We start from the raw sequence: 13,127 nt of genomic DNA, 5'->3' as shown, positions 1-13,127 counted from the left end.
ACGCCCGCATCGCGGGCAAGCCCGGCTCCCACATTGACCGAGTACTACCGGGTGAATTCGCCACACTGAAGATCAACTGCAGGAGCCGGCTTGTGTGGGAGCTGGCTTGCCTGCGATAGCATCACCACGGTCTGACTGACACACCGAGGCGCCCGCATCGCGGGCAAGCCCGGCTCCCACATTGACCGAGTACTACCGGGTGAATTCGCCACACTGAAGATCAACTGTAGGAGCCAGCTTGCCGGCGATGGCGGCCTAAAAATCAGCGCAAGGCTAATGGCCTCATCGCCGGCAAGCCGGCTCCTACGGGGGGTTATCGGTGATGGTTACTCAGCAGTGGAGGGCTTTTCCCACAGGTTGATCCCACCCTCTTGGGCAAACCGATCGATCTCCGCCAGTTCTTCCGCACTGAAGCTCAGGCTCTTCAACGCACCGACGTTTTCAATGATCTGCTCCGGCCGGCTCGCACCGATCAGCGCGCTGGTCACCCGTGGATCGCGCAGGGTCCAGGCCAGCGCCAGTTGCGCCAGGCTCTGACCACGGCGCTTGGCGATTTCGTTCAGCGCACGCACGTGGGCAATGTTGGCATCGGACAAATGCTTGGCCTGCAACGAACCACCGCCCGGACGGTTGACCCGTGCATCGGCCGGCACGCCATTGAGGTACTTGTCGGTCAACAAGCCCTGGGCCAGCGGCGTGAACGCAATCACCCCGGCGCCGAGTTCTTCGGTGGTGTCCAGCAGGTCTTTTTCTACCCAGCGGTTGAGCAAGTTGTACGCAGGCTGGTGGATCAACAGCGGTACTTTCCACTCTTTGAGCAAGGCGGCGATTTCGCGGGTTTTCACGCCCGAGTAGGAAGAAATGCCGATGTACAACGCCTTGCCTTGTTGCACGGCGGTGGCGAGGGCGCTGGCGGTTTCTTCCAGGGGGGTGTCGGCGTCAAAGCGGTGGGAGTAGAAGATATCCACATAGTCGACGCCCAGGCGTTGCAGGCTCTGGTCCAGGCTCGCCAGTACGTATTTGCGCGAACCGCCGCCCTGGCCGTAAGGGCCAGGCCACATGTCCCAACCGGCTTTGCTGGAGATGATCAGTTCATCGCGGTAATGCTTGAAATCTTCGCGCAGCAAACGACCGAAATTGATCTCGGCGCTGCCGTACGGTGGGCCGTAGTTGTTGGCCAGGTCGAAGTGGTTGATCCCCAGGTCGAACGCCGTGCGCAGCAGGGCGCGCTGGGTGTCGATCGGAGTGCTGTCGCCAAAGTTGTGCCACAGGCCCAGGGACAGTGCCGGCAGCACCAACCCACTGCGGCCTACGCGGCGATACGGAATAGATTCATAGCGGTTTTCGGCAGCAATGTAAGTCATCGAATCCTCTCTTGAACTTGGGACTAATAAGGCCCGGGAATAACGCTATTCCCAGGCCTTTTAAGCAGCTGAATCGCTTAAGTCTGCCGTTCCGTTCTACAGCAATTTCCTACCAGAGGGGAACGACATAGCTGACATAGAAGCGGTTTTCATCCTGCACGGTGGCGCCGGTGATATCCGGGCTGGCATGCGCGTTTTTCCAGGTCACGCCCAGGCCTTTGAGGGTGCCGGTCGGTACTTGGTAAGCCACGGCAATGTTGCGTTCCCACTCGCTGGTGGTGCCCTGCACGGTGCGGATGTCATCCCCGTGGGCGTAGGCCGCCGAGAACGACAGGCCCGTGAGGCCCAGCTTACCGAAGTCATACTTGTACTGCGCAAGCCACGTGCGCTCACCGGCGTGTTGAAATTTATTCAACTGCATGTTGGTCAGCGCCGGGGTGTCGGCGCCCGAGCCCGGGCCCTGGCGGTTATCGCCGCTGTTCAGGCCAGAATCGAGGTACGGGAAGTCACTGTCGCCGCTGTTTTTCTGAATACCCAGGCCGACGGTGTGGCCGTCCAGGCTGTAGCTTTCAAGCAAGCTCGCGGTGGTCTGGTTGATGCGGCCCTTGCTGGTGCCGTCACCGTAGAGGCCAGCCCCGGCAAAGTCCTTGTCGCCGTCGGCGTTTTCGCCCACACCCAGGCTGCGGAATACGCGGATATCGGTGTCGATTGCGCCGACCGACAAGGCGTCATGACGCTTGGCGCCCAGGAAGAACTGCTGGTAGTAATCCTCGAGGTTGGAATACCAGAGGCTCACGGTGGTGTTCTGGATACCGGTGTAGTCCGCACCCCCAAACAGGAAGCGATCGCTCTCTTTGGTGCCCCCGGCGGTGATCATGCCCTGGTCGCCGGTTTCGTTGCGGATCTTGGTCTTGAAGATATCGCCGCCGGTGAACGTGAAGTCCGTGAGGTCCTTGGACACCAGTTGCACACCGGTGTTGGTTTGCTGGTACAGGCGGCCGTCAGTGTTGGCCAGCACCGGGTTGTTGCCGTAGAGCGTGCCGAGGCGCAACTCATCCTGGGCAAAACGCATCTTGAACGTAGGGCTCAACACGCCAAACTGGTCGGCGGACTTGCCGTTGTCCAGCGGGAACATGCTGCCTGGGTAGCGGCCTTGGTGATCCTTGTCGTTGAGGTCGCCACCGGAATCCAGCTTCAAGCCGTAGAAGGCTTGCAGGTCCAGGCCAAAACCGACCGGGCCGTCGGTGTAGCCCGACTTGAAGTTGAACTCGAAACCCTGGCCCCAATCACGCACGCTGTGCGCCTTGGCCGTGCTGTTCACTACATCACGACCCTGCTGGTTGAGATAGCGATTGAGCAGGGTCACATCGGCGTGGCTGTCATCGATAAAATCGGCATGGGCGGACAGCATAAAGCTCGCCATGGCGGCACCCACCACGGGGCTTAATAACGTCTTCATTGTTACCGGTCTCCGTCACTGTTCTGAAATGAAAGCGTCAAACGCTTCACACAATTACGCAGTGGCCAGATGACAGTTCGGAGTCAAAACCGTTAGTTCACGAATGAAATTAAATTTAAGGAACCCTTTAACTACGCGGGTTAGCGGGCATTTTCGAAGATTTCTGACAGCCAATCCACGAACACGCGAACCCTCGGCGACATCTGTCGATTGTGCGGATACAAAACCGAAACCGGCATGGGCGGCGGTGGCGTATCGGTGAGAATTTCACGCATCACCCCCTGGTCGATCAGCTCGGCCATGCGGTAATGCGGGCACTGGATAATGCCCAACCCGGCCACCGCGCTGGCGGAATAAATCTCGGCACCAAACACCGAAAGCGCGCCCTCGATACTCACCTCTTCAAGCTCGCCACCCACCATGAATTCGAACGGAAACAGCTTGGCCGTGGTGCGCGAAACGTAGTTCACCGCGCGATGTGTCGCGAGGTCCGCCAGGCACTTTGGCTCGCCGTATTTTCGCAAGTAGGTGGGACTGGCGCAGGTCACCTGGCGCAGGGTCGCGACACGCCGGCCGATCAATGCAGAGTCCCCCAGGGTGCCCGCGCGCAACACGCAATCCACGCCTTCGGCGATCAGGTCGACGTAGCGATCCGCCTCACTGATCGACAGCTCGATTTCCGGGTAGCGCGCCATGAACTGCGGCAGCGCCGGGATCACAAAATACTTGGCCAGGGTGCCGTGCAAATCCACGCGCAAACGCCCCTTGGGCGCCACGCTGCGAAACGCCAGTTCAGCCTCTTCCAGCTCCGCCAGCAATTGCACGCAACGTTGGTAATAAGCCTCGCCGTCGAGGGTGGGGCGCACACGGCGAGTGCTGCGTTCGAGCAGGCGGGTGCCCAGCCAGGCCTCGAATTGATTGAGGGTGTGGGTCAGCGTGGCACGCGGCAGGTTCAGGTCATCGGCGGCCAATGTGAAGCTTGAACGCTCGTAAATGCGCACAAACACCTTCATCGCTTTGACTTGATCCACGTGACATTCCCTCAGACTAATTGTTGGCGATTATTGAACAGTCAAGGCAACTCTGGCGCATTTATCGGTCCTGGTAAACATGTGAATCTGCGTCCACACCCACTCCAAAGGACCTCGCACCATGACAACTCAAGTCGCAATCATCACCGGCGCTTCCCGTGGCATTGGCGCCGTGGTGGCCCGACAACTCGCCGCCGACGGTTACGCCGTGGCGATCAACTACGCCAGCAGCGCCACTGAGGCGTCGAAGCTGGTGGTGGAACTGCGCCAGGCCGGCCACCAAGCCATAGCGATCCAGGGTGATGTCAGCAAGCCCGCCGATATCAAGCGCCTGTTCGATGAAACCGAAACCCAGCTGGGCAAGGTCGACGTGCTGGTCAACAACGCCGGCATTCTCAAGACACTGCCCCTGGCCCAGCACAGTGACGAGCTCTACAACCAGAACTTCGACATCCACACCCGTGGCACCTTCAACGCCCTGCGCGAGGCAGCCACGCGCCTCAACGACGGTGGGCGCATCGTCAATTTTTCCAGCAGCACCGTGGGCCTCAATTTCCCAGGCTACGCCGTGTACATCGCCAGCAAGGCGGCGGTGGAATCCCTGACCCAAGTGTTCGCCAAGGAAATGCGCGGACGTGGCATCACCGTCAACGCGGTCGCCCCTGGCCCGGTCGCCACCGACCTGTTCCTGCACGGCAAGAGCGAAGAGCAGATCCAGGGCCTGGCCAAGATGGCGCCCCTGGAACGCCTGGGCCAACCGGAAGATATCGCCCGCGTGGTGTCGTTTTTGGTGAGCCCGGCCGGTGGCTGGATCAATGGGCAAATCCTGCGCGCCAATGGCGGGCTGGTTTGAACGCAATCGAGGGCAACAGCATGAAATCGATCATCCTGATTACCGGCGCCTCCAGTGGTTTTGGCGCCCTCACCGCCCGCGCCCTGGCCGACGCCGGCCACACGGTCTACGCCAGCATGCGCGAAACCCTGGGGCGCAATGCACCGCAGGTGGCCCAGGTCCAGCGCTATGCCGAAGAGCACCAGGTGGACCTGCGCAGCGTCGAGCTGGACGTGGCCTCCAGCGAGTCGGTGGACGCCGGCGTCGCCAAGATCGTCGCCGACTGCGGGCGCCTGGATGTGATCATCCACAACGCCGGGCACATGTCGTTCGGCCCGGCCGAAGCCTTCACGCCGGAGCAGTTCGCCCAGCTGTACGACATCAACGTGCTCAGCACGCAGCGGGTCAACCGTGCAGCGCTGCCGTACCTGCGCAAGCAGGGCAAAGGGTTGGTGATGTGGGTGTCGTCCAGCAGCGCTCGCGGGGGGACACCGCCGTTTCTTGCGCCGTACTTTGCAGCGAAGGCCGCGATGGATTCCCTGGCGGTGTCCTACGCCAGCGAGCTGACGCGTTGGGGCATCGAGACGTCAATCATCGTGCCCGGAGCGTTTACCAAGGGCACCAATCACTTTGCCCACTCCGGTAAACCCAGCGATCAGGCGCGTGTGGATCTGTACAACGACGGCCCGTATGCGGGGGTTGCGGACGCTGCATTGCAAGGTTTGGCGGCGTTGGAGCCTGAGGATGCGGATGTGGGTGAGGTGGCCAAGGCGATTGTCGAGATCGTCGGCTTGCCGTTCGGCACACGCCCGTTCCGCCGGCATATCGACCCTTCGGAGGATGGCTGCGAAATCGTCAATGGCGTGGCGGATCGGGTGCGGGCAGAACTGTTCTGGAAGGTGGGTTTGCAGGACTTGCTTAAACCCACTGCACACTAACGACCCGATGAGATCCCCTGTGGGAGCCGGCTTGTGTGGGAGCTGGCTTGCCTGCGATGGCATCACCTCGGTGCCTCTGAATAACCGAGTTGCCTGCATCGCGGGCAAGCCCGGCTCCCACAGGGGATAGGTCCCACAGGAGATCACCGTCATGCACACCTTCATCGTCATCAGCGGTGGCCTCACCCTCCTTGCCCTGATGCTGTTCATCGGGCAAAAACTCGGCATCAGCCGCACGGTGCTGGCCTACAGTTTTGTCGGCGTCTGGCTGATCGCATCAGTGGCCAACGGCGCCGTCGGCGTGCTCACTGCCGGCCAGCCCCTGGTGTCGGAGCTGGTGATCGGCAGTGGCGTGTTCGGCGCGCCGTTGGTGGCGCTGGCCCTGTACCTCAGGGCCTGAGCCTCAGCGCACCAGGTGCAGGAACTGCAGGTGACGCTCGTACTGGTCGAGGATGTCGTTGATGATCTGCTCCTTGGTGTAGCCCACCAAGTCGTAGTCCTGGCTACCTTCGGCCAGGTGCACTTCCGCCCGGTAGTAGCGGCGGTTGTTGATCTCTTTCTTGCCCATGCCACCCCGGGCAAACGACGGCGTGAAGTAACCGCGCATCTGCACCTGGTACACGAACGGGCGTTCCTCACCGTGACCGATTTCGAGGCTGACGCTGTCGTTGGCCGGGTCCGGCTGGGTCACCACGTTCAGGCCTTTCTCGACAAACACCGCCGTCACTTCTTCGATCGCCGGTCGCACGGTGGTATCCAGGAAGCGGTACACCTCGTCCCGCGACGGGAAATGCACGGCCTGGCTCAAGCGCTGACGCCAGCCGCCCCTGCCCTTGCGTGCGGCCGAGATAGGCGCCAATGAGTGCAACTGGGCAATCTGCTTTTGCGACTCGAGGTAGAAAGCCTTGTGCAGCCCCCACATCATCAGCAGCAGGATCATCGAGAATGGCAGTGACGTCAGCACCACCGCTGATTTCAGCGAATCGATACTGCCGGCAAACAGCAGCGCACTGGTGACCAGCGCGGTCATCGCGCCCCAGAACACCCGCAGCCATTTCGGCCCGTCTTCATCGGCGTTGCCCCCCTTGGACGACAGGGTCGACAGCACCACGGTGCCCGAGTCGGCCGAAGTGACGAAGAACACGAAGCTGATAAACACCGTGACCGCGATGACGGTTTTGCTCCACGGGTAGGTTTCCAGCAGCAGGTAGAGGCTCATCGACGGGTTGTCGATGGCCGACTGACCGAGAGCGGTCAGCCCGTGGTTGAGCACTTGGTCGATGGCGCTGTTGCCGAAGATCGACATCCACGCCAGGGTGAAACCCAGCGGGATCAGCAGCACGCCGAACACGAACTCGCGGATGGTACGACCGCGGGAAATCCGCGCGATGAACAGGCCCACGAACGGCGACCATGCGATCCACCAGGCCCAGTAGAACACCGTCCAACCGCCCAGCCAGTCGCTGGGTTTGTCATAGGCGTATACGTCGAAGCTCTTGGTCGGCAAGGCGCCCAGGTAGTCGCCCAGGTTCTGGATCAGGGTGTTGAGCAGGTGCTGGGTGGGGCCGGCGAACAACACGAACAGCAGCAGCGCGCAGGCCAGCAGCATGTTGATGTCGGACATCACCCGCACGCCCTTGTCGACGCCGGAGACGGCCACCAGGATCGCGGCGCCCATCATCAGAGTGATCAGGCCCACCTGGACCCATTGGGTGTGAGCCACACCGAACAGGTAGTCGAGGCCGGAGTTGAGGTGCAGAACCCCAAAGCCCATGTCGGCACCCAGGCCGAACACCGTGGCGATGATGCCGAAGCCATCCACGGCGTAGCCGATGGGGCCGTTGATGCGCTTGCCGATCAGCGGGTACAGCGCCGAGCGCAGCGCCAGCGGCAGGTTATGCCGGTAGGCGAAGTACGCCAGGGCCATGCCGACAAAGGCGAACACGCCCCAGCCATGCAGGCCCCAGTGCAGAAACAGGATCTGCATGGCCTGGCGCGCCGCGTCGGCGTTCATCGGTGCGCCCTGGGGCGGTTGTACCAGGTGCGTCAGCGGCTCGGAAACGCAGAAGAAAAACAGCGTGATGCTGATCCCGGCGGCGAACAGCATGCCGGCCCAGGACAAGTAACTGAATTCGGGCTCGTCGTGGTCGGCACCGAGTTTTATCTTGCCGTAGCCCGATAACGCGGTGACCACCACGAAGACCAGATACAGGGTCATCGCCAGCATGTAGTACCAGCCGACCGTATTGGCCGCCCAGTTTTGCGCGGCCAGCAACCAGGCACCGGCCTGTTGCGGGATCGCGATGACAGTGACGCCGAACAACAAAATAAACGTGGCGGCGAAGTAGAAGACCGGCGCATTCATGCGCACCAGGCCACTTGCAGGGGTGGACGATGCACTCATGAACGATGCACCCCGAGGGTGTGGAATGTGGCTGTGAATAACGGACTCAGCAAAGGTAAGCCTCCTGTTGTGAGCGGGCAGCGAACCACCGGGTTTAACTTGAACGAGCATTCAAGTTAAACATGGATAGGCGGTCCGGGACTAATCGCAAGGCTGAGTGGTAGGTAATTCCTACACTAGCTCAAGGACAGGTATGACGGGCGGGGATGACAAATCGTTCAGCGTTTACGAGGGAAATTTGAAATGCGGTTGACCCTGTGGGAGCTGGCTTGCCTGCGATGGCGGCCTCAAAATCAGCGCAAGGCTAATGGCCTCATCGCCGGCAAGCCGGCTCCTACACAGGGGTTAGGCGGGTTGGCTATTTTTGTGTGCCGTCGTCGTGCTGCAGGTTGGCCTGGGTGATATTCGCCCCGGCCGGCACGCTGCGGGTCAGCCACACGTTGCCGCCGATGGTTGAGCCTTTGCCGATGGTGATGCGCCCCAGGATCGTCGCGCCGGCGTAGATCACCACGTCGTCCTCGACAATCGGGTGGCGCGGGTGGCCCTTCTGCAACTGCCCGTCCTCATCTGCCGGGAAGCGCTTGGCGCCCAGCGTCACGGCCTGGTAGATGCGCACGCGCTCACCGATGATCGCCGTCTCGCCAATCACCACACCGGTCCCGTGGTCGATGAAGAAGCTCGGGCCGATCTGCGCGCCGGGGTGGATATCGATACCGGTGGCCGAGTGGGCAATCTCCGCGCTGATCCGCGCCAACAGCGGCAGGCCGGCGCGGTACAGATGGTGGGCCAGGCGGTGATGAATCACCGCCAGGATCCCCGGGTAGCACAGCAGCACTTCATCCACGCTGCGGGCGGCCGGGTCGCCGTGGTAGGCAGCCAGCACGTCGGTGTCCAGCAAGCTGCGCAAGGACGGCAGGGCCAGGGCGAAATCCTGGATCAGGCGGATGGCATGGGCGTCGACCTCACGATCGTCCTTGCCGCCTTGGCGGGCGGCATAGCGCAGTTCCAGGCGGGCCTGGCCGAGCAGCGCGTTCAACGCCACGTCGAGGGTGTGGCCGACGTAGAAATCTTCGCTTTCTTCACGCAGGTCCACCGGCCCCAGGCGCATGGGGAACAGCGCACCGCACAGCGATTCAAGAATCTGCGCCACCGCCTCACGCGACGGCAACTCACGCCCACCATGCTCGCCGCTGAGGCGGCCGTTGCGCGTTCGCCACTGGTCCCGGGCGCCGCGCAGCTGGCTGACGATGGTCTGCAATTGCCAATGACTGGAACGCTCACTCACGGTATTCACTCCTGACGTAATGGCGCTCACTTTACGGTATGCACCCCGAGCGTTCTTAAGAACCAATGGTGTGATGCTCAGAACTATCCGGCATAAGCGTTTGGCAGTTGCCCGATGAAAAGTGCCTGCCTATAGTCGCCTCATCTCTTAGCCACCGTGCGTAGCCATGATCAAACAACAGCTCGACCGTTTTAACCGCCTGGAACTGCTGGGCGGCGCCACTGCCCTGGAAAAACTCGAGCGGCTGTCGGCCTGGCTGGGCAGGGACATCTACGTCAAGCGCGATGACACCACGCCCCTGGCAATGGGCGGCAACAAGCTGCGCAAACTCGAATACCTCGCCGCCGATGCCATCGCCCAAGGCGCTGACACCCTGGTGACCGCCGGCGCCCTGCAATCCAACCACGTACGCCAGACCGCTGCGTTGGCCGCCAAGCTGGGCCTGGGCTGCGTGGCGCTGCTGGAAAACCCCACCGGCACCGAAGACCCCAACTACCTGGGCAACGGCAACCGTCTGCTGCTGGACCTGTTCGACGCCAAGGTCGAGCTGGTCGAGAACCTCGATAACGCCGACGACCAACTCAACGCTTTGGCCGATCGCCTGCGCAGCAACGGCAAAAAGCCGTACTTGGTGCCCATCGGTGGCTCCAATGCCCTCGGCGCGCTGGGCTACGTGCGCGCCGGGTTGGAACTGGCCGCACAGATCGAAGACAGCGGTCTCGAATTTGCCGCCGTGGTGTTGGCATCGGGCAGCGCGGGCACCCACAGCGGGTTGGCGCTTGCCTTAAGTGAAGTACTGCCGAACCTGCCGGTCATTGGCGTCACGGTGTCGCGCACCGATGAAGCCCAGCGCCCGAAAGTGCAGGGCCTGGCAGAACGTACTGCCGAATTGCTGGGCGTGGCGATTCCCGAGGCGTTCAAGGTGATCCTGTGGGACGAGTATTTCGGCCCGCGCTACGGTGAGCCGAATGCCGGCACGCTGGCGGCGGTCAAGCTGCTGGCGAGCCAGGAAGGGCTATTGCTGGACCCGGTCTACACTGGCAAGGCCATGGCCGGCTTGCTGGACGGCATCGGGCGTCAGCGGTTTGAAGACGGGCCGATTATTTTCCTGCACACCGGCGGGGCACCGGCGCTGTTTGCTTATGGCTCTGCGTTCAACTGAATAAATGCGGGTTGCAAATGTGGGAGCTGGCTTGCCTGCGATGGCGGTGTATCAGCCGACGGATGTTGTGCTGACCCACCGCCATCGCCTGTCTCTTCCCCCCCCCCCCCCCCCCCCCCCCCCCCCCCCCCCCCCCCCCCCCCCCCCCCCCCCCCCCCCCAGCTCCCACATTAGATTGGCGTTATATTCCAAAACAGAATAACAAATTAATTTTATATTATTTTCAAGTCTTAAGAAGCGGCTTTATCATCGCGCCGTAGGCGAAGACGCGCACCGCGCTTTAAGGCAGGATACGACTACTGCGTCACCTGCTTCGCTCAACATAAAAAACACAGGGGCTCTTCATGACTATTTCTGCATTGCGTCGTACGTTGCTGGTTGGCACTTTGGGCCTGGCCCTCGGGGCTGGGTGGATGGGCCAGGCGGTTGCTGGCGAGCAGTTGAACACCATCAAGAAAGCGGGCGAGATCAAGATCGGCCTGGAAGGCACCTACCCACCGTTCAGCTTCGTCGACGAAAGCGGCAAGCTCAGCGGCTTTGAAGTGGAACTGTCCGAAGCCCTGGCCAAGGAGCTGGGCGTGAAGGTCAAGCTGCAGGCCACGCCGTGGGATGGCATCCTCGCCGCCCTGGAATCCAAGCGCCTGGACGCGGTGGTCAACCAGGTCACCATTTCTGAAGAGCGCAAGAAGAAGTACGACTTCTCCAAGCCTTACACCGTGTCCGGTATCCAGGCACTGGTCCTGAAAAAGAACGTCGACAGCATCAAGACCGCCGACGACCTGGCCGGCAAGAAAGTCGGTGTAGGCCTGGGCACCAACTACGAACAATGGCTCAAGGACAATCAGCCTAAAGCCATCATCAAGACCTATAACGATGACCCGACCAAGTTCCAGGACCTGCGTATCGGCCGTATCGACGCCATCCTGATCGACCGCCTGGCCGCCCTGGAATACGCCAAGAAAGCCCCGGACACTGCCACTGCCGGCGACGCCTTCTCCCGCCAGGAAGCCGGTATCGCCCTGCGCAAAGGCGAGCCTGAGCTGCTCGACGCGGTGAACAAGGCCCTCGACAAACTGCGCGCCGACGGCACCTTGAAGAAGCTGTCCGAGAAGTACTTCAACGCTGACGTCACTGAATAATGGAAGCAGGTTTCCAACTCGCGCTGGACTCCGCGCCCTTTCTGCTCAAGGGCGCGTACTACACGGTGATTCTTAGCCTCGGCGGAATGTTTTTCGGCTTGCTGCTGGGCTTCGGCCTGGCCTTGATGCGCCTGTCGCGCTTCAAGCTGGCAAGCTGGATCGCCCGGGTCTATGTGTCGTTCTTTCGCGGCACGCCCTTGCTGGTGCAGCTGTTCCTGATCTACTACGGCTTACCGCAAGTGGGCATCGAGCTGGATCCGATCCCGGCGGCCTTGATCGGCTTCTCGCTGAACATGGCTGCTTACGCCTGTGAAATCCTGCGGGCCGCCATCGCGTCCATCGAGCGTGGCCAGTGGGAAGCCGCTGCGAGTATCGGCATGACCCGCGCGCAGACCCTGCGCCGGGCCATCCTGCCGCAAGCCATGCGCACGGCGTTGCCGCCGTTGGGCAACAGCTTTATTTCGCTGGTCAAGGACACGGCGCTGGCCGCTACCATCCAGGTGCCCGAGCTGTTCCGCCAGGCCCAATTGGTGTCTGCACGGACCTTCGAAATCTTCACCATGTACCTGTCCGCCGCCCTGATCTACTGGATTCTGGCGAGCATCCTGGCGCACTTCCAAAACCGCCTGGAAGACCGGGTCAACCGGCATGACCTGGAGTCTTGAAGCATGATCGTGGTTGAAAAACTGACCAAACAATTCAAGGGCCAGGTGGTACTCAACGGCATCGACCTTGAGGTCAAGGAAGGCGAAGTCGTCGCCATCATCGGTCCCAGCGGTTCCGGCAAGACCACCTTGCTGCGCTGCCTGAACTTCCTCGAAGAACCCACCAGTGGCCGCATCAAGGTGGGTGACATCGAGATTGACACCGGCAAGCCGCTCAACCAGCAACAAGGCCTGGTGCGGCGCCTGCGCCAGCACGTGGGCTTCGTGTTCCAGAACTTCAACCTGTTCCCCCACCGCACCGCGCTGGAAAACGTCATCGAAGGCCCGATCGTGGTCAAGAAGATGCCACGCGACGCGGCGGTCGCCCTCGGTCGCAAGCTGCTGGCCAGGGTTGGCCTGGCGGGCAAGGAGGAGTCGTACCCACGGCGTCTTTCCGGCGGCCAGCAACAGCGCGTGGCGATTGCGCGTGCGCTGGCGATGGAGCCGGAGGTAATCCTGTTCGACGAACCCACCTCGGCACTGGACCCGGAATTGGTGGGGGAAGTGCTGGCGACTATCCGCAGCCTTGCTGAAGAAAACCGCACCATGGTCATCGTCACCCACGAAATGAGCTTTGCCCGCGATGTGGCCAACCGGGTGATCTTCTTCGATAAGGGCGTGATCGTGGAGCAAGGCGAGGCCAAGGCGCTGTTCGCCAACCCCAAGGAAGAACGCACCAAGCAGTTCCTGAGCAAGTTTCTCGCCCACTGAAACATCCCCTGGGTCTATGGAAAATGGCTTGTGTGGGAGCTGGCTTGCCTGCGATGCAGACACCAGGGTGTATCCATCACACCCAGGTGATGCTATCG

The 13,127-nt window shown here is 61.6% G+C and carries 12 protein-coding genes; 7 read left to right on the top strand and 5 right to left on the bottom strand.

The window, feature by feature from the left end; genetic code table 11:
* Positions 1–326: 326 nt before the first annotated feature.
* The 3 genes from mgrA to AC07OV_RS00480 form a co-directional block, all read right to left on the bottom strand.
* A complete protein-coding gene (mgrA, locus tag AC07OV_RS00490; protein WP_495091235.1) occupies positions 327–1,364 on the bottom strand; it encodes an L-glyceraldehyde 3-phosphate reductase in 1,038 nt (345 codons plus the stop codon).
* 109 nt (positions 1,365–1,473) lie between these two features.
* Positions 1,474–2,823 (bottom strand): OprD family outer membrane porin, encoded by a 1,350-nt coding sequence (locus AC07OV_RS00485; protein ID WP_495091234.1) that lies wholly within the window; start codon positions 2,821–2,823, stop codon positions 1,474–1,476.
* Between the two features lie 140 nt (positions 2,824–2,963).
* Entirely contained in the window at positions 2,964–3,854 is an 891-nt protein-coding gene (locus tag AC07OV_RS00480; RefSeq protein ID WP_495091233.1) for a LysR family transcriptional regulator, read from the bottom strand.
* 121 nt (positions 3,855–3,975) lie between these two features.
* On the opposite strand from AC07OV_RS00480, the gene AC07OV_RS00475 reads away from it, so the two are divergent.
* The 3 genes from AC07OV_RS00475 to AC07OV_RS00465 all read left to right on the top strand — a co-directional run bounded on the left by AC07OV_RS00475 (position 3,976) and on the right by AC07OV_RS00465 (position 6,024).
* The gene (locus AC07OV_RS00475) at positions 3,976–4,707 is read left to right on the top strand and encodes an SDR family oxidoreductase (protein WP_176997363.1); all 732 of its coding nucleotides are present in this window, start codon (positions 3,976–3,978) and stop codon (positions 4,705–4,707) included.
* Between the two features lie 20 nt (positions 4,708–4,727).
* Positions 4,728–5,624 (top strand): SDR family oxidoreductase, encoded by an 897-nt coding sequence (locus AC07OV_RS00470; RefSeq protein WP_495091232.1) that lies wholly within the window; start codon positions 4,728–4,730, stop codon positions 5,622–5,624.
* A 151-nt stretch (positions 5,625–5,775) separates the two neighbouring features.
* On the top strand, positions 5,776–6,024 hold the full coding sequence (locus AC07OV_RS00465) for a hypothetical protein (protein WP_495091231.1): 249 nt from the start codon (positions 5,776–5,778) through the stop codon (positions 6,022–6,024).
* Positions 6,025–6,027: 3 nt separating this feature from the next.
* On the opposite strand, the gene betT is transcribed toward AC07OV_RS00465, so the two are convergent.
* Together betT and epsC are read right to left on the bottom strand one after the other, a co-directional pair.
* On the bottom strand, positions 6,028–7,989 hold the full coding sequence (gene betT, locus AC07OV_RS00460) for a choline transporter BetT (protein ID WP_176997479.1): 1,962 nt from the start codon (positions 7,987–7,989) through the stop codon (positions 6,028–6,030).
* 397 nt (positions 7,990–8,386) lie between these two features.
* Positions 8,387–9,313 carry a serine O-acetyltransferase EpsC gene (gene epsC, locus AC07OV_RS00455; RefSeq protein WP_494996083.1) on the bottom strand — a complete coding sequence of 309 codons (927 nt, stop codon included), beginning with the start codon at positions 9,311–9,313 and terminating at the stop codon, positions 8,387–8,389.
* Between the two features lie 166 nt (positions 9,314–9,479).
* Between epsC and AC07OV_RS00450 the strand changes: the two genes are divergently transcribed.
* The 4 genes from AC07OV_RS00450 (at position 9,480) to tcyN (ending at position 13,029) form a co-directional block, all read left to right on the top strand.
* Entirely contained in the window at positions 9,480–10,475 is a 996-nt protein-coding gene (locus tag AC07OV_RS00450; protein WP_495091230.1) for a D-cysteine desulfhydrase, read from the top strand.
* Positions 10,476–10,819: 344 nt separating this feature from the next.
* Positions 10,820–11,614, top strand: coding sequence for a cystine ABC transporter substrate-binding protein (gene tcyJ / locus AC07OV_RS00445; RefSeq protein ID WP_176997368.1), 795 nt, complete (start codon positions 10,820–10,822; stop codon positions 11,612–11,614).
* Complete coding sequence (tcyL, locus tag AC07OV_RS00440) at positions 11,614–12,279, top strand: cystine ABC transporter permease (RefSeq protein ID WP_071482540.1); 666 nt, start codon at positions 11,614–11,616, stop codon at positions 12,277–12,279. Before tcyJ ends, tcyL begins: the two co-directional genes overlap by 1 nt.
* Before the next feature lie 3 nt (positions 12,280–12,282).
* A complete protein-coding gene (tcyN, locus tag AC07OV_RS00435) occupies positions 12,283–13,029 on the top strand; it encodes an L-cystine ABC transporter ATP-binding protein TcyN (protein WP_494996082.1) in 747 nt (248 codons plus the stop codon).
* The last annotated feature ends 98 nt before the right edge of the window (positions 13,030–13,127 follow it).

The sequence above is a fragment of the Pseudomonas sp. GW821-FHT09A09 genome, from assembly GCF_059418405.1.
The sequence above is the reverse complement of the archived record's forward strand: the minus strand, read 5'-3'. Positions and strand labels throughout refer to the sequence as shown.

Bases quoted from the DNA above. Each gene is read 5' to 3' on its own strand.
- mgrA (WP_495091235.1), bottom strand. From the start codon at position 1,364: ATGACTTACATTGCTGCCGAAAACCGCTATGAATCTATTCCGTATCGC.
- AC07OV_RS00485 (WP_495091234.1), bottom strand. From the start codon at position 2,823: ATGAAGACGTTATTAAGCCCCGTGGTGGGTGCCGCCATGGCGAGCTTT.
- AC07OV_RS00475 (WP_176997363.1), top strand. From the start codon at position 3,976: ATGACAACTCAAGTCGCAATCATCACCGGCGCTTCCCGTGGCATTGGC.
- AC07OV_RS00470 (WP_495091232.1), top strand. From the start codon at position 4,728: ATGAAATCGATCATCCTGATTACCGGCGCCTCCAGTGGTTTTGGCGCC.
- AC07OV_RS00465 (WP_495091231.1), top strand. From the start codon at position 5,776: ATGCACACCTTCATCGTCATCAGCGGTGGCCTCACCCTCCTTGCCCTG.
- betT (WP_176997479.1), bottom strand. From the start codon at position 7,989: ATGAATGCGCCGGTCTTCTACTTCGCCGCCACGTTTATTTTGTTGTTC.
- AC07OV_RS00450 (WP_495091230.1), top strand. From the start codon at position 9,480: ATGATCAAACAACAGCTCGACCGTTTTAACCGCCTGGAACTGCTGGGC.
- tcyJ (WP_176997368.1), top strand. From the start codon at position 10,820: ATGACTATTTCTGCATTGCGTCGTACGTTGCTGGTTGGCACTTTGGGC.
- tcyL (WP_071482540.1), top strand. From the start codon at position 11,614: ATGGAAGCAGGTTTCCAACTCGCGCTGGACTCCGCGCCCTTTCTGCTC.
- tcyN (WP_494996082.1), top strand. From the start codon at position 12,283: ATGATCGTGGTTGAAAAACTGACCAAACAATTCAAGGGCCAGGTGGTA.